We start from the raw sequence: 17,202 nt of genomic DNA, 5'->3' as shown, positions 1-17,202 counted from the left end.
CCTCGCTTTGAGCCGAAAATCGCGTCTCAAAGACGCCAGTTGCCTAAGCGGCATGAACCGCGCCGCTAAGGCAACTCCCACGGCTGAACCCATATTTGACGAACTCTCGGCTACGGTAGTACGTGTTAGTAACAGTTGTTTTAACCCCAGATAGGAGTTACATTGACGACTAGTCTTTCATTAACACAGTGTTGCTGATAACTGCCAACTTGCCGGAGGCAGCCAGGGATGGCCCCATCTGGGTCGGCGGTGTTGGCTGAGGTCTTGTCTCAGCCTACAGCGCGGGACGACTTGAGAGACTGGCGGCCTTTGCCAGTCTCTCAAGCGAACCGGAAGACCGCTTCTCAGGCTGGAGGTGTTCCCCAGAGCAGGCCCCACCCTAGCCTGACGCAGGCGTCTGGTTTCACCAATTTTAGGTGTCAGAACACCGTCGTTACGGCAATCAGCACGTTAATTTCAGTTTCAACCTTCAAATCTTTCAAAAAAGCCACTGAATCCAGTGGTACCAAGGGTCGACCGTCGTCGGCTCTTTTAATTTACAGAGATTTTACACAACCAAGACAGCCCTTTTACGTTGCTCTGATAAGCTAGAGCTTACTGCTACTTACAAAGGGGAATTTCTTGTGTTAGACATCATTAAAGCCATCATCCTAGGCATCATCGAAGGGGTCACCGAATTTCTACCGATCAGTTCCACGGGTCACCTGTACTTGGCCGACGAATTCATCAAGCTCAACGAACCCACCGCTTTCATTAATATGTTTATGGTGGTCATCCAACTGGGCGCCATTCTGGCCGTGTTAGTTCTGTATTTCAACAAACTCAATCCATGGGCTGCCAATAAATCCCGGCTGGCCCGTCGGCAAACTTGGTCGCTGTGGGTCAAGGTCGTGCTAGCCATCCTGCCCGCCGTCATCGTGGGACTGCCGCTCAACGACTGGATGGACGCCCACCTGACCAGTTGGCCGGTCATTGCGACTACACTGATTCTGTACGGGACTTTATTTATCGTGATTGAAAATTACAACCGCACCAAGGCCCCCCACTTCACCGACCTCAATACCCTGCCAATCAAACTGGCCATCCTCATCGGTTGCTTTCAGGTCCTCGCCATGGTGCCCGGCACCTCCCGTTCGGGGGCAACCATCCTCGGGGCCATTCTGCTGGGAACCTCCCGCTACGTGGCGACCGAATTTTCCTTTTTCCTGGCGATTCCAACCATGTTCGGCGCCTCGTCACTTAAGATCGTCAAATACCTGATTCACGGCAATACCTTCACCTACAGCCAGGTGATCATCCTACTGACCGGCGTCATCGTCTCCTACATCGTGGCTTACTTGGCGATTAAATTCCTGTTGAGCTACATCCGCAATAATGATTTCAAACTCTTCGGATGGTACCGAATTGCGCTGGGACTCATTGTCATAGTCTATTTTGGTTGGCAACACCTTTTTTCGTGACCTGCGAATAAACATGACTATGGACTATTGAAATATTTACTTAAATCCGCTGCCATTCCCATCACCATGCGGTTTTGGTGTAGTCGCATAAGGATTAATACCCCCAACAATGTCATATAACTTTACCTCGTTGTGACGGCCTTTTAATTGCGTAGTAACATGCCTGCAACATTCCTCGCGTATGCTACTAGGTAGAGATTAACAAACGAGGAAGAGTGTTTAAAAAAATATGACTAAATTTAAAATCAAATTAGCTGCAATTTTATTAGTATTTGGGATCTCCTTTGGGATGATCACCAACGTTGCCACCAGTTTTAATTCGGAACCAACTGTGACCGCAGAAGCTGCTACGCTGTCTGCTAGCCAAAAGAAGAAAATCGCCAAGATCAACTCTGGCTTATCCAAGAAGCAAAAGGCGGCCAAGAAGTGGATTGCTTACCGCGAATCCCGCTACAGTTATACCGCTCGTAACGGTAACTGTTATGGTCGTTACCAATTACTGAAATCCTACTTGCACGGTGACTTATCCGCCGTCAACCAAGAAAAGACTGCCAACAAGTACGTGGCCGGTCGTTACGGTACTTGGACCAAGGCCAAGTCTTTCTGGCAACATCACCACTGGTACTAAACCAACAACTGAATTTAGCCATGACCACCCGAGTGTAGACTGCGCTTGGGTGGTTTTTTAGTCGTGGCGCCAAAGGTCAACTCTCACCAATTGCCTTTACGCCAACGCTCCCAACCGCTACACTGGGGATATCCCGTTCTGGAGGCACCTTATGTCAAAACTAACCAAATGGCTGATTGGCCTCGCTGGTCTGTTGTTACTGGGTGGTTTGCTAGTGGTTCTGACTCACCGCAATTTCACGCTCACCACCAACCCGGCCACTAAACCAGCGACCACCCGTCCGGCTCACCACCACACGACCAACTTAACCACCGCCGACTTGGCTCACCACCCCAAGCTCACTTACAGCGCCATCATTTACTACGCCATCAAGGACCCTAAGCTTCAGCGTTGGCAGGAAGTCAACGATTTTCAGGCTGGCTGGCAGGTCGAACACTACGCGACCAAGCACCCGACCCGCTACTTGGTCTGGCCGGACCAAAACATCACGGCGGCGAACAAGAACCTCGCCCCCAACTGGTTCACGCTTCAAGGCAACCGGGTCACCTATGACAGCATGATCGTCCATTCATTTCGCAAGGACCAAACAGCTGCGACCACGTTGCGTAAAATCGTGGCCCGTATCAATGCCAACCACGCGGCGCAAAAGGTGCGGCGAATGCCGACGAAGATGACCGTTTTAAATCATGCACAATAAAACTAGCTTCGATGATGCGGGGATTACCACCAATCATCGAAGCTAGTTTTTAACTACACTCATTAAGCACATATCTTTGGATCCAAGTCAGCCAATCCCGCTCACTCCTGCCGCGTAATCAACCCTTCCGTCCCCACATTGATCAACGCTTCAATGCGGTCCAGCAGCATGAGTATCCAGCCAAACGCCAGCACGAATGCAATCATTTCAAACGCCGTCAACGAAAAGTAGCCGACGACCTGGAACAGCACGGCGGCAACGACCAGGGCCGCGCCGATGCCGTACGACAAATACAAAAAGTCTTGGGTCACTTGCGGCAATAGCCAGCGCACGCCGACAATCAGGGCGATGATGAAGTAGACCAGAAAGACCGACACCTGGTCATGCAGCGCGTGGGAGCTGATGTTGTTGGGAAAGACCCCCACCAACCCCAGGTCAATGGCCGTTAATGTCAACAAGCCGCGCAGGACCAGCAAGCGCCGGGTCTGCGGCCAAGATTCCTGCAGGCGCACGAACAGGTAATCGATCAGCGCAATCATCAACAACGCCGAAAAAATCAGGGTCGCGTTGAACTGCCACCCACTAGAAGCGCCGTTGGTTCCCAGAAAACTCAAGTTGTGTTGCCACCAATATTTCTGATTATTCACAGCCATGGCGATGATGACCCCGCTAATGATGACCAGCAGCAACACCGTCGATAGCACGCCGGCGTCCACGACCAGCGCAAAGTAGATCATGACGGCGTTGGTCACCACCCCAAACGCAAATAAGATGATGCTGGCCGTGACGTTCCCGAAGCTGGCCCCCTTGAACAGGACGCCTAACAGCCACATGCTTCCGGTCAACAGCAGGCCTAAGATCAGGGCAAACGACAACACAATCACGGGGAAGTTTCGCCAGTAAACGTTTTGGCTAAAGTGATTTTCTGGATCGTGGCGCCCCCGGATGAAGAAGCCGGCAAACAACGCCGTCCCCATGACCACCCCCAGGACAATAATGGCGGTGGCTAAGGAATAGTCACCGACCAAGCGAATCGTTTTCAGATTTTGTTGCAGACAAAAAATGTAGAAGCCCAGGCTCACCAGCAATGCCGTCAGCACGGGCCACAAGAAGACCCGACCCTGAAATAATTGTTGGCGGGGTTCCTCCAGCTGCACGACCAGCCGGTTACGTTTCACAACCAGCTTGACCGGCGTGTTCTGCCGCAGCTGGAGTTGTTCCCCAATCTCCGCGGGGATATTTAATTGAAAGTCTTTCTCACGCATGTTTTCCTCCGTTGCTTAGTGTCACAATGGATTCTATTATAACATGTTCCCTCACTGAATTAGTGACCAAATCGGCTAAGCACCAAAACGGCCGCAGCACGAGGCTGCGACCGATTTGGTGGTGTTTAACTAATCATTAGCATGTACATCAAAGGCGCCCAACAACATGTCCTGAACGCCCGGTGCGTCCGGATCATGCCGGCCCTTGCCGGTGTCCAATGCGGCCAATTGCTGCATCTCCTCGGCAGTCAAAGTGAAGTCAAAGATGTCCAAGTTACTCTTGATCCGCGCCGCGTGCACGGACTTCGGTAAGACGACCACACCCAGTTGGTTTTCAAACCGCAAGATGATTTGGCCGACATCCTTACCGTACTTGGCCGCCAATGCCGTTACGACTGGATTTTGAAGCAAGTCTTGATTGCCTTGTCCCAGTGGTGCCCAGGCTTCCAGCTTCACATCGTCGGCCGCCATCAGGTCGCGCAATGGCCGTTGCTGGAAGGTCGGGTTGAACTCGACTTGGTTGACGGCTGGCTTGACGGTGAAGTCCGGCACAAATTGTTGCCAGATCTTAGGCGTCATGTTGGAAACCCCGATGGACTTGAGCTTGCCGGCCTGTTGGGCCTCGGTCATAGCTCGCCAAGCACCCGGCACGTCGCCGTAGGGTTGGTGAATCAAATATAGGTCCAAATAATCCAAGTCCAACTTAGTCAAAGACGTGTCAATGGCGCGCTTGGCCGCTTCGTAACCGTAATCCTGCAGCCACAGCTTGCTGGTGACCCAAATTTGGTCGCGGGGAACGGCACTGGCAGCGATGGCCTGGCCGACCTCGGCTTCATTGAAGTAGGCCACGGCCGTATCGATGTGCCGGTAACCGGCGTCTAAGGCCGCGGTCACGGCCTGTTTGGTCGACCCGTCGCTGGGAATCTGGAACGTCCCGAAACCAACGGCTGGGATATCATGACCATCATTTAAATGAATCGTTGGTTGATTTGTCATATCATTACTCCTTTAATTGCTTCAAACTTGACCCGAAAATTTGTTCAATCGTTACGGGGTCACGGTGGTCGAAGAACTGGCTGGTCCGCTGGTCTAAGTCGGTAATCGTCTGCATGTCAGCGGCCGTCAGTTCAAAATCAAAGACATCAATATTCTCCTGAATCCGTTCGGGATGGACCGACTTGGGAATCACGGTAATGCCGCGTTGCAACAGCCAGCGCAAGATGACTTGGCCGACCGTCTTATGGTGGGCCTGCGCAATCGTCTGCAACGTCGGGTTGGCAAAAATCCCCTGCTTGCCTTCCGCAAATGGCGCCCAGGCCTCGACGCGGACATTTTCACCCTGGTTAAACGTCACCTCAGCTGGCTGTTGATACCACGGGTTGACCTCAATTTGGTTCAACGCGGGCTGGATTGGCATGGTCAATTCTAAGTTTTTCAGTTGGTCGGCGTAGAAATTGGAGACGCCGATGGCCCGAATCTTCCCCGCCTGGTAGGCCTCAGATAAGGCTCGCCAAGCCCCCATGGTGTCGCCGTATGGTTGGTGTAAGAGGTATAGGTCTAAGTAATCCAGGCCCAATCGTTTCAGCGACTCGTCAATGCCTTGCTTGGCGCGGTCATACGTGAAGTCGGACACCCACAGCTTGGACGTGATAAACAGGTCCTCGCGGGGAATGTTGCTCTTGTGAATCGCACGACCCACGGCTTCTTCGTTGTGGTAAGCCGCCGCGGTGTCAATCAGGCGGTAGCCGGCATTCAGGGCCGCCGTCACGGCAGCTTCACACGCCGCCAGGTCCGGAATTTGGAAGACGCCAAAGCCCAGTTGCGGCATCTCGACGCCATTATTTAAGTTAACAGTTGGCACAGTCACCATAGCATTCACCTTTCCTTTGCATGTGTTGGGTCTACTATACCGCCACTTGTCGCGGTTGAAAATTACCACTTGTTCATGCTAGTATACGGTTAACGTATGCTCACGAAAGGAGTCCCCCTATGCTTGCCAACTACCTACTCGAAGAACTCGTCACCTTTGCGCGCTGTGGTACCTTGGCTGAAACGGCCGCGGCCCTGCACGTCACCCAACCGACCGTCACCCGCGGTATGCAAAAATTAGAAACGGAATTGGGCGTGTCACTCTTTATCCGGCAGCCCAACCGGCTCAGCCTGACGCCGACTGGTGAACTGGCCGCTCGTGAAGCCGAGCGCTTACTTCAGGCCAATGACCAAGCCGTCCACCGCATCCAAAATTTTGCCCGCAGCCAAAAAAACCTCACGGTCACGTCCACGCTTCCTGGCGCCCTCATTGTGCTCGACGCCCTGCGCGACCAGCTACCGGCACAGGTGCAGTGGCCCACTCACGCCCTGACGACCGACCCGTTAGTCGCCTTGACGACGTACGCCGCCGGGCTAGTCTTTACCAATGTCCCGCTATCAGACCCTACCGTGACTGCGCAACGTGTGGGCACGGAGCGACTGGCCGTCAACCTCAACCAATTCATGAGCCAGGCCAACCAGCCCAGTATCACCTTCGCGCAACTCAAGGACCTAAGTTTCGTGGTTCTTGACGACATCGGTCCGTGGCGCGCCGTCATTCAACAACACATCCCCAACGCCAAGTTCTTCTATCAGGAACAACGCGACGCCCTGGCCGCCATCACCCAATTTTCCGACTTCCCCTACTTCAGCACCAACATCACCCCCCTCGACCCGACGCCCGCACAGGCCACGTCCGCTGACAACCGCCGTCGCCTACCCATCACGGATGCCGCCGCGCAAATGCCGGTGTACGCCAATTACCTCACCAACGAAGCCACCCGCGTCCAGCCGGTAATCGACCAGGTCATCGCCATTTGGCCCGAGTAAACCACTCTTTTCAATGGGCCTCAGGCGTTTGAAAGGGTACTTACTTTACTTTCATTTTGCAAACGCTTAGAATTCATTTAGACATGTTTAGGAGGTCACAATCTTGAAAACAACGATGTTTATGAAACCTGGTAAGGTTCAGATTGAAGATATTGATAAACCTACGATCCAAGCGCCCGACGACGTCATTATTCACGTGGTCCGGACCTGTGTTTGTGGGTCTGACCTGTGGGCTTACCGCGGGTTAGAAGACAAGGCCGCTCACTCGGAAAACAGTGGGCACGAGGCCATTGGAATCGTCGAGGAAGTCGGCAGCGACATCACGACCGTTCAACCCGGCGACTTTGTCATTGCGCCATTCACTCACGGCTGTGGACACTGTGCTGCCTGCCGCGCCGGCTTTGAAGGCGATTGCCAAAACCACACCGACAACTTCAGTAACGGCGTGCAAGCCGAATACATCCGGTTCCAACACGGCGAATGGGCCCTGGTCAAGATTCCTGGCCAACCCCAAGACTACAGTGAAGCCATGTTAAAGTCCCTGTTGACCTTGGCTGACGTCATGGCCACCGGTTATCACGCCGCTCGGGTTGCCAACGTTTCCGCCGGTGACACGGTGGTCGTCGTGGGTGACGGTGCCGTGGGTCTCTGTGGGGTCATCGCGGCGCAAATGCGCGGTGCCAAGCGGATTATCGCCATGAGTCGTCATGAAGACCGGCAAAAGCTGGCCACTGAATTTGGCGCCACTGACATCATCGCCGAACGTGGCGACGACGCCGTAGCCAAGGTGATGGCCTTGACCAACAACGCCGGTGCCGATGCCGTGTTGGAATGTGTCGGTACGGAACAATCCAACGACACGGCCATGAAGGTTGCCCGTCCCGGTGCCATCGTCGGTCGGGTCGGCCTACCTCACGAACCGAAGATGGACATGAGCGAATCCTTCTACAGCAACACCATCATTGCCGGTGGTCCCGCTTCCGTGACCACCTATGACAAGCAGGTCTTGCTGAAGGCCGTGCTGGACGGCGACATTCACCCTGGTAAGGTCTTCACGAAGTCCTTCAAACTGGATGAGATCGATGATGCTTACCAAGCCATGACCAAGCGTGAAGCCATCAAGTCACTGATCGTTGTGGATTAACTTTTAAAACTGCCTGATCAAAAGGCGCCCAACTGGCAAATTGCCGGCTGAGCGCCCTTTTGTTTACACTTCTATTCTACTTTGTCTTACTTCAAGACCGCGAAACCACCGGTCCAGCCAATTTTCTCCTTGGCGGCCAGCGTCATTTGCAAGAAGCCAAAGCTTTCCAATTCGCGGGCCCGCTTCAAGGCACCGGCATCGACGACAGCCACGCCACTGTTGGTCAACGCTGCGGCTAATGCTTGCTTGGCGTCATCGTCATCCCCGGCGGCCATCACCGTGGTCTGTGCTTGGTCACTGACCTTGCGACTCTGCAGAGTGGCGGCGAAGGTCGTGTTGAAGGCCTTGACCACCTTAGAATCTGGCAGTAAGGCAGCGATTTGGGCTGCGGCCGAACTGTCGGCGGGCACGACCAGTTCATCCCAAGTGTCAAAATTCAATGGGTTGGTGATGTCCACGACCACCTTGCCGGCCAGTGCGGCTTGGTTGGCCTTGGCAATGCTCAACGCGGCGTTGTAAGGCACCGCTAAAACCACGATGTCGCCTAAGTTTTCAACGGGATCGCCGGAATCGATGAAGCTGACCTGGTTGCCGCCCTGCTGGAAAACGTCACCGATTGCTTGACCCATGTTACCCTTACCAAAAATTGTGATTGCTGCCATAATGCAGACCCCCTGTGATTAATATTCTTGTATTAGTTTTAAGTACACTTTTAATATACGTCATCAATCGTTAAAAGTCAATTCGTTTGCTTACTAATTTTGCTATAGCTGTTTAAAAAACATTTTACCTGATTTTTCGTATAAAGTGTTATAAAATAAGATACAGAATATAAGTAAAAAAGGAGGCCGTCCCCATGGCCAATACGCAATTCAGTGATACCATCCACGTTCTGGTCTACATTGCCTACTTCAAGGGGCACAAGATGACCAGTCCAGAGATTGCCAGCAGTCTGGAAACCTCACCCAGTTTGATTCGAAAAATCATGGCGAACCTGAAACGCCACGGACTCTTAGCCCCGACCCACGGACCGACCCAACTGGCTTTGGCGCGGGACCCCGCCGACATTACGTTACGCGACATCTACGCCATTTTGCCCGGGCAAGCGCCCCTGCTCAACGTTGACACTCACACCTCACAAAACTGTCCCGTCGGCCGCGCCGTGCCCCAGGTGTTGACCCATTATTACCAGGAGATCCAGGCCGCGGCCGAAGCCAAGATGGCTAAGATTACTCTACAAGACCTCTTGAACGACGTCACGCTGCTGGACCGCCTCACTTAGGCGCTGACCAGCATGCGACTCATGACGTTAGGTTAGGATTAGTTGTTGACCGCGTCATAGTAGGGACTGGCCGCCTACAGCGCGGGACGACTTGAGAGACTGGCGGACTTTGCCAGGCTTTCAAAGCGAACCGGAAGCTCGCTTTTCGGGCTGGAGGTGTTCCCCAGAGCAGGCGGAACTCTGGCTACCGCAGGCGTCTGGTTTCACTAATTTTGCTTGTCAGAACACCGCTGTTACGGCAATCAACACGTTTAATCTTACTAGCAACCTGCAGTCAATTAGACTTACCCACTCATTAATCCACGTAAGCGACCAAATCCGAATAAAATGGATTGGTCGCTTTTTGAGTGTGGCCCTATCGTAACCATAATAAAATTCCCACATTTACCAGCAAAACGCACCTCATCTTTAGCAGTTGGTATACAGTCCGTTCTAAACCCAGCATTTCCGTATCACTCGTTGACAAAAGCCTGATATGCTAACGGTGTCAACGAGGTAGAGAGAACTGCCAGAGCGCATTAGGCAGTCAAATTCCTGACAGCGCAACTGACTGAGCCCTTAACGACTTGGGCAGCGCCTTTGCTTCTGGTTCGTCACCTGCCTCGGCGTTTCATGGCATTTAGGATAGGAGGAGAATACCATGCGAGCTTTAAAGTTATTTCGCGGTATCGGGGCCACCGCGGCGGTTGCAATCGCCGTACTCGGCTTCAGTGCCGTTATCGCTGACGCCTCAGGTCCTGGCACGGCAACCAGCAACCTGACCAACGTTTCCGGTGGTTACGTCGCCGATAGTACTGGTAATGCCGAAGCGACGTCTAACGCCGAATTTACGGTCACGCCCGGGACGCTGAGCTTGAATCAGGTGCCTAACATCACGTTGGCCAACACCGATGTTAAGGCCATTGCCTCTGGCGACACCAATCTGGCCGTCACCAGCAATGCACCAACCGCGGGCACGGCCTATGATGGCAACAACACTGGCACGTTAAACATCACGGACTACCGGGGCAACAATGCCGGCTGGTCACTAACGGTCGGGTTGAGCCCCTTCACTTCGGGCACAGCGACCATCACGGACGCAACGTTAACCTTGGATCAAACCGCTGGTACGCTGGATAACAGCGCCACGGCGGTACCCAACAGCATTAAATTAACGCAATCACCCGTCACCAACGGCTGGATTAGCAGTCCACAATTGTTGTGGTCCGCCGCTGTCAACACCGGTGAGGGCAACAACACCGCCACCACGGCATCCAGCAGCAATTTGGCCATCACCAAGCAAGCCGACATTGTGGCCGGCACCTACGACGCTACGCTGTACTGGGCCTTGCAAAACGCCCCAGCCGCAACTACGCCAGCGACGTAATCGCCAGTTGCTTCACCATTAATCGCTAAGTTCACCGTCAAATGAAAAGGTAGTTTCTCCCCGTCATCCGCGCGGTTGTCTGAACAGCGCGGTTCGGGAGCAGACTACCTTTTCCTTCGACCCAATCCCTAGCTGGCAAATCTATTTCGTCGTTAATCAGTTCAATTAGCCATCTGGTTAGTGACCGTTGACACGAAACGTGCGCGTTAGGATTAAGTGTTGGCCGCTTCACTGCGGGAACTGACCACCTACCGTTCGCCAAACATAAGTTGGAACGCCGGATGGACGGCAAGGCGGCCAACATGCGCACACTTCAGAACAGTTTTGAAACGCAATCAAAGGTGGGATAATCATGAGATTAAAACGGATTTGTGGTTGGCTAATCGCCGGCATCCTGTTCATCGGCTTGCTGGGCGGAGTGGCACCCGTGAACGCTGCGAAGGTCCCCGCCAACTTCGCAGCGACACCCCTGTTGCCGAAGAACCAGCTGTCTTCTAAGGCGGGGTACTTTGATTTGAAAGTCACGCCGGGGGCGACGCAGGTGCTGAAATTAGCGGTGACCAACCCCAGCAACTCAGCCCGCACACTGAAGGTCATCCCCGTCAACGCCACCACCGCCGACAGCGGCCACGCGGTCTACATCCCCACGAAGCGGCCGGCCGACGCCTCGGCGCAGACCACGTTTACCAAAATGACGTCCGGCCCCGTCACGGTGTCCTTGGCTCCGCGGCAAGGCAAGACGGTCACGTTTTACACGCGGATTCCCACAAGCGGTTTCACCGGTGAAGTGCTGGGTGGCCTGTTCGTGACCGATCCGCACGCTACCTTGTCCAAGCAAGAAAATGGTGACAGCTCGGACTTTCAGCTGAACAACCGCTACGCCGAAGTCACGGCCGTGGCCCTGCAATGCCATCCGGGCCAAACCTTTAAGACGAACCTGAAGTTGGCGGCGGTGGGCGTCCATCAGCCCGACACCCAACCCACCGCCTTCGCGCGCATCCGTAACCTGACGCCCGCGCTCTTCGGCGACCTGCAGATCGACGCGCGTGTCATGCGGGCCAGCACCGGCCAACAGGTGGCTAGCCAAACGCTGCGCAACGGCTCAATGGCGCCCAACAGCTGGTTTGACGACAACATCAGCCTGGGCAACAATCGCCTGGCCGCCGGTAAATATCTCCTGAAGCTGCACATCACCAGCGGCAAGCGCACCTGGAATTTCAGCGGCGCCTTCACTCTGACACGACAACAATCAGCGCAGCACAACTCGTTGACACATGCCGCCCATCAGCCCAACTACTGGTGGTTGTGGCTGTTAGCGTTGTTGCTCGCCCTACTGCTCTGCTTTGGGGCGTACTGGTTGGGCAAACGCCGACGCGACGATGATGCCGATGATGCCGATTCGGACCAAGACAATTAGGCAAGGAGGCCATAGACATGGCGATTACACAGTTTCTCAAACGCGCCGGTGTCAGCCTCTTCGTCCTGATTGCCGGCCTCAGCATTGGCGTCTCCGCCCACGCCGCGAGCGCGCCCCAGACACCGACCTCGCCACCCACGTCGATCATGGGCATCAACCTCGCCGGTGGCTTCACTCAAGAGCCCATCGATTCAAACCACGTTTCCGGCGATACCGTGACGCTAGCCGCTCAGGGGACACGGAACATTTTGGAAGCCATTACCAACCCCTTTGGCAGTCGGAAATACGTTTGGTGGGAATCCACGGACGGTGGCGACACTTACAGCACCGTGGGGTCCAACAGCACGACCTATACGTTTACCGCGCCGCAGGTCTCCAGTCCCACCCAGCTGTATTTTCAATGTGAATATGATTTTACCGGTATCGGCCTATTTTACAGCGAATGGTCACGCATCGCGACCGTTACCATCACGCCCAGCCGGGTCCCAACCACGGACATTCAGGTCACTAGCGACAGTCCGGGGCTGTACAACGGCGAGTCGACCACGGTCCACGCCACACTGACGCCTAGCACCGCGACCGACCCCATCACCTGGACCAGCAGCAATCCGTCGCTGGCGAGCGTCGACGACTACGGCAACGTTACCGCCACGAATACGTCCAGCGACACCAGCGGCACGGCTAACGACCACGGCATCGTCACCATCACCGGGACCAGCAACGGCCATAGTGATTCGGTCAAGATTGCGATTGGGGCGCTGCAAAACGTCACGGTCAACGAAGGCAGTGATGCCACCTTCACCCTCAAGGACCTGCCAGATGGCATGAGCGTTGCCAACTGGTATCGGGTGGAGGATGGCACCGCTACGGCCCTGAACTCGACCAGCACCAGCTACACCGTTGCGAAAACCACGGTGGGTGGCGACAACGGCACGTCGTACTACGCGACGCTCAACTACACGGTCAACGGCAGTACCAAATCGGTCAACACCAATTCGGCGCTACTGACCGTCAACAAGAGTGGGCTCCTCGCTTTAACGGCGGTACCCAACTTCAATTTTGACAGCGTCGACGTGGACGCCCTGTGTGCGGACAGCACGACGCTGGAAAACCACGACTACGGTACTGCTGGCAGCGCTTATGACGGCAACGATAACGGCGAATTATCCGTCATGGACAGTCGCACGACCGGTGGCGACTGGACGCTAACCGCTAGCCTGGCGCCCTTCACGCTAGACGACGGCAGCGACGGCAATCTGGGCACCACCATTTTGGATCTGTACGACCCGACATCGCGGCTGGATGAAAACGTGCCGGACACGTCAACGGCCACGAAAATCTACACGTCCAGTGACTACGACGGCCAGGACTTCGACGTCACCGACAGCGAGCTGAACCTGCCGCCGGCGCCGCAAATCGTGGCCGGCGACTACCAGAGCGTCATGACCTGGACTTTGTCGGTAGCCCCTAGCTGATTGCTGGCGGCTACCAGCAACACTGGCGGCTAAACTCACTGAACACCACAAAAAAACATTCCCCAGAATCGCCGACAACCGCCGACTCACTGAGGAATGTTTTCTTGTTTTTTTCACGTAATTGTTTAATAGCACTCAAAAACCATTTGACCGGAGGCGGCCAGCCCAGCCTACCCCGCCGTGATCTGCATTCGGCCATTGCGTTTCGACTGGTACAGGTTGTGGTCGACGCGGTTGTAGAAGTCCAGCGGCGACTGGTCCTTGTCGATGATTTCGGACACACCCACGGAGATGGAAACGTGGATCACGGTCTTAGCCGTGTGAATGTTCATGTGATTGACCGCCTGGAAGGCTTGGTTGACGATGCGCTGCGTGGCTTCCAGGTCGTAGCCAGGGAACAACACGTTGAATTCCTCGCCCCCCGTGCGGTACAGCCGCAAGCGCGGATCGTTTTCTGCCAGGACTGTCTGGACCGTGGTGGCCACCTGCTGTAGCACCTCGTCACCCACGGCATGGCCATAGGTGTCGTTGAAGTGCTTGAAATGGTCGATGTCAAACATCATCATCGCCATCGGCCGGTTGGAAGTCTGGCTTTCCTTGAACAGGTAGCTGACGGATTCCGTGTAGGCGGCAAAGTTGCGCGTCTGGGTCAACGCGTCGTGACTGGCAAATTTCGCCAGCCGCAATTTCAGCTCCGTGTCGTGCATCAACATGGAGACGTACACGTATAGCAACGCTTCGAAAATCACCAGGTAGAGCCATTCTTGCCAGAAGGTCATCCAGGAGAAGTCGAATTTCAACTTCATCCACAGCCATAACAATCCCCCGAACGGAATACCAACGGCCATATACATCAACGCGGCGTACCGCTTGCTGTAAAATCTATTGCGCACCCGATTTAACACGATGAAGAACGTCATCAACGTCAGCGCGTGCCCCCAGGATTGCCAGTAGACCAGTGACCCGTTGAAAACCATGTAGACCAGCAGAATCGGAAACAGCGAGTAGACCGGCATATGAATTTTTAAGAAATACGCACAGAAAATGATCGCAATCAGCTGGAAATTCATGAACTGCCAGGAAATGTGCGTGCCCACGACCAACGTCTGAATGCTAAAGGCAAAGACGACCATGTACAAAATACCATACCAAGTGTTGATGGTTTCCTCCGCAATCCTCAGGCGATGCGTCCGTGCCCATGACGCAATCCAATTGTACGAAACCCAATAGAGTGTGAAGACCCCGAGGACAAAGAACACGCTGGTAACAAACGGCGGTACCTGCCAATGAGACCAAGTCATAAATTAACCCTCTTCTTTTAAAGTTTACGGGAATAGCCAGGCACCGGATACCGGCCCTGGTTCAAGTCAACGATAGCGTTCGGTCGCAATTGACCGAAACGGTTTACCTTGCCGCAAAAAATGTATTTGCGACAATCAATTTGACCCCAATTCATTACATGTGTCTCATCATAGACCGCCTAACCCTTAAAAACCATATCCAGATGTGGCAAAGTGCTGAATTGTGTGAACAATTCTGTTTACGTTTATAAGTTGATGGTTAACTAATAATCCATTGGTTGGATTGGTTGCGGGTAAACTCGATGGAGGCTGAACACCCGTCACACCTTAGTTTGTTAGCTACTTAATGATCAACAATTTTGCCAGGCCAGACCGTCTTTTCTCCATCTCGATAACCATCCCCCTCCCACAGATGTCACTATCCTGAGAGTCACAGCTTATTGGCAGAAAGTTGTCGGCTATCCATGGACGGCTGTCCTAATTTCATTTAAGCTCAGCGGTAATCGCACACAGTCTGCACGGCTTATTACTTCGCGCGTAATTGTCATCACCGACATCAACCACCGGCTTCATTTAGACGAAAAAAGACTGGCCACAGCCAGTCTCTCGCGACGCCCCCGAACTCAAGCGGATTCGGAAGTGTCAATCAGTCTACCAATAAATGATGCGCGGTGTCCGTCGCCAAATCATGCACGTGCCCCGTGTACAGATACCCGGACAGTCGGCGCTGTTGATGCGCTGTTTGCCAGTCGATCTGTTCATGGGTGCTTTCGCGAAAACCATGCTGGCGGTAAAACCGGTCCGTACCCGCCACCGCGGTGAACAAGTAAACCTTGTCCACGGGTGCCGCATCCCAGTACGTGGCCACCGTGTGCATGAGCTCGCGGCCAATCCCCAGATTTTGATATTCCGGGTCGACCATCAACAGCACGATTTCCCCCAAGAACTCGCGCCGTTGCAGGTTTGCCAGCAAGCGTTCATCGATCTCGCTACGCTCATTGAGTTGCTTCAACAGTTGCCAGCCCCCTGGCCGCACGGCTAAAGCCGCTTTGGCCACCAACAACTGCCATACATCATAGGAACGTTCCTTCTTTTGGTACTTGGTATCCGCCAAGATGGCCCCCACCACCTGGTGATCCCAAACCGCGACCCGCACGTAATTCTGTTGGGTCATGCAGCGGCGAAAGTAAACCTGGGCAGCCAGATTGTTGCGCTGGTCATCTGTCCGGTCAAATCGCCACAGGCGGCCGACAATGTTTGCCAATGCCGGCACATCTTCGTACCGCATGGCCCTGATGTCAAATTTGTTAATCAATGAGGCTGCCTCCTTATCTGCGGACGGGTTCCCCAACCCGTCACTGCCAATTTGTCCTTCTAACATTGCTTACTTTCATTTTACTCCGATAACCTGAAAACTTCTATTCTGTTTACTCCCCGACCCCTCAGTTAATCAAGTTGTTTCCTGATCAACTGTCCTTATTTTACCGGGCGACGCCGATGGCTGCTAGCTAAACTAAAAGAAGTTTGTCTGAGAAATTCTCAGAGTTTGCCATTAAATTGTTTCATTTTACAGCGGAATTGTGTAAACCAGTTGCCAGCGACTGCCAGGGGGGCCGCCTGCTATGGGGGACAGACCGGTGTTACTGATTTCCGTCACCCAGGCTGACGCAGGCTTCTGGTTTCCGCAATTTGAATGGACAGGACACCACCTCTCCGGCAATCAACGCGTTAAGTCTACTTTCAGCCTTCAGAAAACAGCTAAAAATAGACCCGTCACGGCGTTTTAAGCCGAACAGGTCCGTTTAGTTGTGTCCAATCGTTTTGAGCCGTTAACCGCCATTCAGGCCCCTTTAACGTGGCGCTGTCGTCGTTGTCAGCTTGCGGGGCCAGGTGACCTCGAAGATGCTGCCTTGCGGCTGGTTGTCGCGGGTCAGGACCTCGCCCGGGTGTTGCATGAACGTGACGAGCAGGTCGAATTCGCGTTGCGTCAAGGCGGCTTCCCCACTGGCACACGGAATCACGGTGTAGTCTTCAAACCTCAACTCGGCGCTCAACAGCGTGCGCAGGCCTTCCTCGTCTTCGACTAACAAAATCGTTACTTTCAAAACGCCACTCCCCTTAACCTTAGTGGCCTTAGTTTAGCACGGTTGGCCGGTCTAGCCGTAGCGGGAAAAAATTTTTAATGAAAGGTTGGCAATTTGACCGGCGACCACCCACCAAAGAAAAGGTCACTCCCCAACCATCTGCCAGAAAAATTATTGATACCACCGGCTGTCGGAATAGGCTATAATTAAGGAACAATAGCTAC

Annotated in this window: 16 protein-coding genes; 9 read left to right on the top strand and 7 right to left on the bottom strand. The window is 53.9% G+C overall.

What is annotated here, in order from left to right:
• Nucleotides 1-623: 623 nt before the first annotated feature.
• From LKH74_RS04260 to LKH74_RS04250, 3 genes are all read left to right on the top strand, one after another.
• A complete protein-coding gene (locus LKH74_RS04260; RefSeq protein WP_287788354.1) occupies nucleotides 624-1,460 on the top strand; it encodes an undecaprenyl-diphosphate phosphatase in 837 nt (278 codons plus the stop codon).
• A gap of 229 nt (nucleotides 1,461-1,689) precedes the next feature.
• The gene (locus tag LKH74_RS04255; protein ID WP_135367007.1) at nucleotides 1,690-2,088 is read left to right on the top strand and encodes a transglycosylase; all 399 of its coding nucleotides are present in this window, start codon (nucleotides 1,690-1,692) and stop codon (nucleotides 2,086-2,088) included.
• A 151-nt stretch (nucleotides 2,089-2,239) separates the two neighbouring features.
• Nucleotides 2,240-2,785 carry a hypothetical protein gene (locus tag LKH74_RS04250; protein ID WP_287788353.1) on the top strand — a complete coding sequence of 182 codons (546 nt, stop codon included), beginning with the start codon at nucleotides 2,240-2,242 and terminating at the stop codon, nucleotides 2,783-2,785.
• Nucleotides 2,786-2,886: 101 nt separating this feature from the next.
• Here LKH74_RS04250 and LKH74_RS04245 read toward each other — a convergent pair whose 3' ends face one another.
• The 3 genes from LKH74_RS04245 to LKH74_RS04235 all read right to left on the bottom strand — a co-directional run bounded on the left by LKH74_RS04245 (nucleotide 2,887) and on the right by LKH74_RS04235 (nucleotide 5,920).
• On the bottom strand, nucleotides 2,887-4,050 hold the full coding sequence (locus tag LKH74_RS04245; RefSeq protein ID WP_135367010.1) for a DUF998 domain-containing protein: 1,164 nt from the start codon (nucleotides 4,048-4,050) through the stop codon (nucleotides 2,887-2,889).
• Between the two features lie 129 nt (nucleotides 4,051-4,179).
• Nucleotides 4,180-5,046, bottom strand: coding sequence for an aldo/keto reductase (locus LKH74_RS04240; RefSeq protein ID WP_287788352.1), 867 nt, complete (start codon nucleotides 5,044-5,046; stop codon nucleotides 4,180-4,182).
• 4 nt (nucleotides 5,047-5,050) lie between these two features.
• Complete coding sequence (locus tag LKH74_RS04235) at nucleotides 5,051-5,920, bottom strand: aldo/keto reductase (RefSeq protein ID WP_287788351.1); 870 nt, start codon at nucleotides 5,918-5,920, stop codon at nucleotides 5,051-5,053.
• A gap of 119 nt (nucleotides 5,921-6,039) precedes the next feature.
• Between LKH74_RS04235 and LKH74_RS04230 the strand changes: the two genes are divergently transcribed.
• A complete protein-coding gene (locus LKH74_RS04230) occupies nucleotides 6,040-6,909 on the top strand; it encodes a LysR family transcriptional regulator (protein WP_287788350.1) in 870 nt (289 codons plus the stop codon).
• Between the two features lie 103 nt (nucleotides 6,910-7,012).
• On the top strand, nucleotides 7,013-8,053 hold the full coding sequence (locus LKH74_RS04225) for a zinc-binding dehydrogenase (RefSeq protein ID WP_287788349.1): 1,041 nt from the start codon (nucleotides 7,013-7,015) through the stop codon (nucleotides 8,051-8,053).
• Nucleotides 8,054-8,139: 86 nt separating this feature from the next.
• On the opposite strand, the gene LKH74_RS04220 is transcribed toward LKH74_RS04225, so the two are convergent.
• Nucleotides 8,140-8,715, bottom strand: a complete 576-nt coding sequence (locus tag LKH74_RS04220; RefSeq protein WP_287788348.1) for an NADPH-dependent F420 reductase — start codon at nucleotides 8,713-8,715, stop codon at nucleotides 8,140-8,142.
• Between the two features lie 194 nt (nucleotides 8,716-8,909).
• On the opposite strand from LKH74_RS04220, the gene LKH74_RS04215 reads away from it, so the two are divergent.
• The 4 genes from LKH74_RS04215 to LKH74_RS04200 all read left to right on the top strand — a co-directional run bounded on the left by LKH74_RS04215 (nucleotide 8,910) and on the right by LKH74_RS04200 (nucleotide 13,593).
• Nucleotides 8,910-9,335: an Rrf2 family transcriptional regulator gene (locus tag LKH74_RS04215; protein WP_135367015.1), complete on the top strand. Its 426-nt coding sequence runs from the start codon at nucleotides 8,910-8,912 to the stop codon at nucleotides 9,333-9,335.
• Between the two features lie 640 nt (nucleotides 9,336-9,975).
• A complete protein-coding gene (locus LKH74_RS04210) occupies nucleotides 9,976-10,701 on the top strand; it encodes a WxL domain-containing protein (RefSeq protein WP_287788347.1) in 726 nt (241 codons plus the stop codon).
• Nucleotides 10,702-11,053: 352 nt separating this feature from the next.
• Nucleotides 11,054-12,118 carry a DUF916 and DUF3324 domain-containing protein gene (locus LKH74_RS04205; protein WP_287788346.1) on the top strand — a complete coding sequence of 355 codons (1,065 nt, stop codon included), beginning with the start codon at nucleotides 11,054-11,056 and terminating at the stop codon, nucleotides 12,116-12,118.
• Between the two features lie 17 nt (nucleotides 12,119-12,135).
• Complete coding sequence (locus LKH74_RS04200) at nucleotides 12,136-13,593, top strand: Ig-like domain-containing protein (protein ID WP_225428660.1); 1,458 nt, start codon at nucleotides 12,136-12,138, stop codon at nucleotides 13,591-13,593.
• A 170-nt stretch (nucleotides 13,594-13,763) separates the two neighbouring features.
• On the opposite strand, the gene LKH74_RS04195 is transcribed toward LKH74_RS04200, so the two are convergent.
• From LKH74_RS04195 to LKH74_RS04185, 3 genes are all read right to left on the bottom strand, one after another.
• Nucleotides 13,764-14,894, bottom strand: coding sequence for a GGDEF domain-containing protein (locus tag LKH74_RS04195; protein WP_287788344.1), 1,131 nt, complete (start codon nucleotides 14,892-14,894; stop codon nucleotides 13,764-13,766).
• Nucleotides 14,895-15,540: 646 nt separating this feature from the next.
• A complete protein-coding gene (locus LKH74_RS04190; RefSeq protein ID WP_167850105.1) occupies nucleotides 15,541-16,209 on the bottom strand; it encodes a GNAT family N-acetyltransferase in 669 nt (222 codons plus the stop codon).
• 535 nt (nucleotides 16,210-16,744) lie between these two features.
• Entirely contained in the window at nucleotides 16,745-16,999 is a 255-nt protein-coding gene (locus LKH74_RS04185; protein ID WP_287788343.1) for a winged helix-turn-helix domain-containing protein, read from the bottom strand.
• Between the last annotated feature and the right edge of the window lie 203 nt (nucleotides 17,000-17,202).

This window comes from Levilactobacillus sp. (assembly GCF_022646225.1).
GTDB classification, from domain to species: domain Bacteria; phylum Bacillota; class Bacilli; order Lactobacillales; family Lactobacillaceae; genus Levilactobacillus; species Levilactobacillus suantsaiihabitans.
The sequence above is the reverse complement of the archived record's forward strand: the minus strand, read 5'-3'. Positions and strand labels throughout refer to the sequence as shown.

Coding starts and splice junctions, on each gene's coding strand:
- LKH74_RS04255 (WP_135367007.1), top strand. CDS start 1,690: ATGACTAAATTTAAAATCAAATTAGCTGCAATTTTATTAGTATTTGGG.
- LKH74_RS04250 (WP_287788353.1), top strand. CDS start 2,240: ATGTCAAAACTAACCAAATGGCTGATTGGCCTCGCTGGTCTGTTGTTA.
- LKH74_RS04245 (WP_135367010.1), bottom strand. CDS start 4,050: ATGCGTGAGAAAGACTTTCAATTAAATATCCCCGCGGAGATTGGGGAA.
- LKH74_RS04240 (WP_287788352.1), bottom strand. CDS start 5,046: ATGACAAATCAACCAACGATTCATTTAAATGATGGTCATGATATCCCA.
- LKH74_RS04235 (WP_287788351.1), bottom strand. CDS start 5,920: ATGGTGACTGTGCCAACTGTTAACTTAAATAATGGCGTCGAGATGCCG.
- LKH74_RS04230 (WP_287788350.1), top strand. CDS start 6,040: ATGCTTGCCAACTACCTACTCGAAGAACTCGTCACCTTTGCGCGCTGT.
- LKH74_RS04220 (WP_287788348.1), bottom strand. CDS start 8,715: ATGGCAGCAATCACAATTTTTGGTAAGGGTAACATGGGTCAAGCAATC.
- LKH74_RS04215 (WP_135367015.1), top strand. CDS start 8,910: ATGGCCAATACGCAATTCAGTGATACCATCCACGTTCTGGTCTACATT.
- LKH74_RS04210 (WP_287788347.1), top strand. CDS start 9,976: ATGCGAGCTTTAAAGTTATTTCGCGGTATCGGGGCCACCGCGGCGGTT.
- LKH74_RS04205 (WP_287788346.1), top strand. CDS start 11,054: ATGAGATTAAAACGGATTTGTGGTTGGCTAATCGCCGGCATCCTGTTC.
- LKH74_RS04200 (WP_225428660.1), top strand. CDS start 12,136: ATGGCGATTACACAGTTTCTCAAACGCGCCGGTGTCAGCCTCTTCGTC.
- LKH74_RS04195 (WP_287788344.1), bottom strand. CDS start 14,894: ATGACTTGGTCTCATTGGCAGGTACCGCCGTTTGTTACCAGCGTGTTC.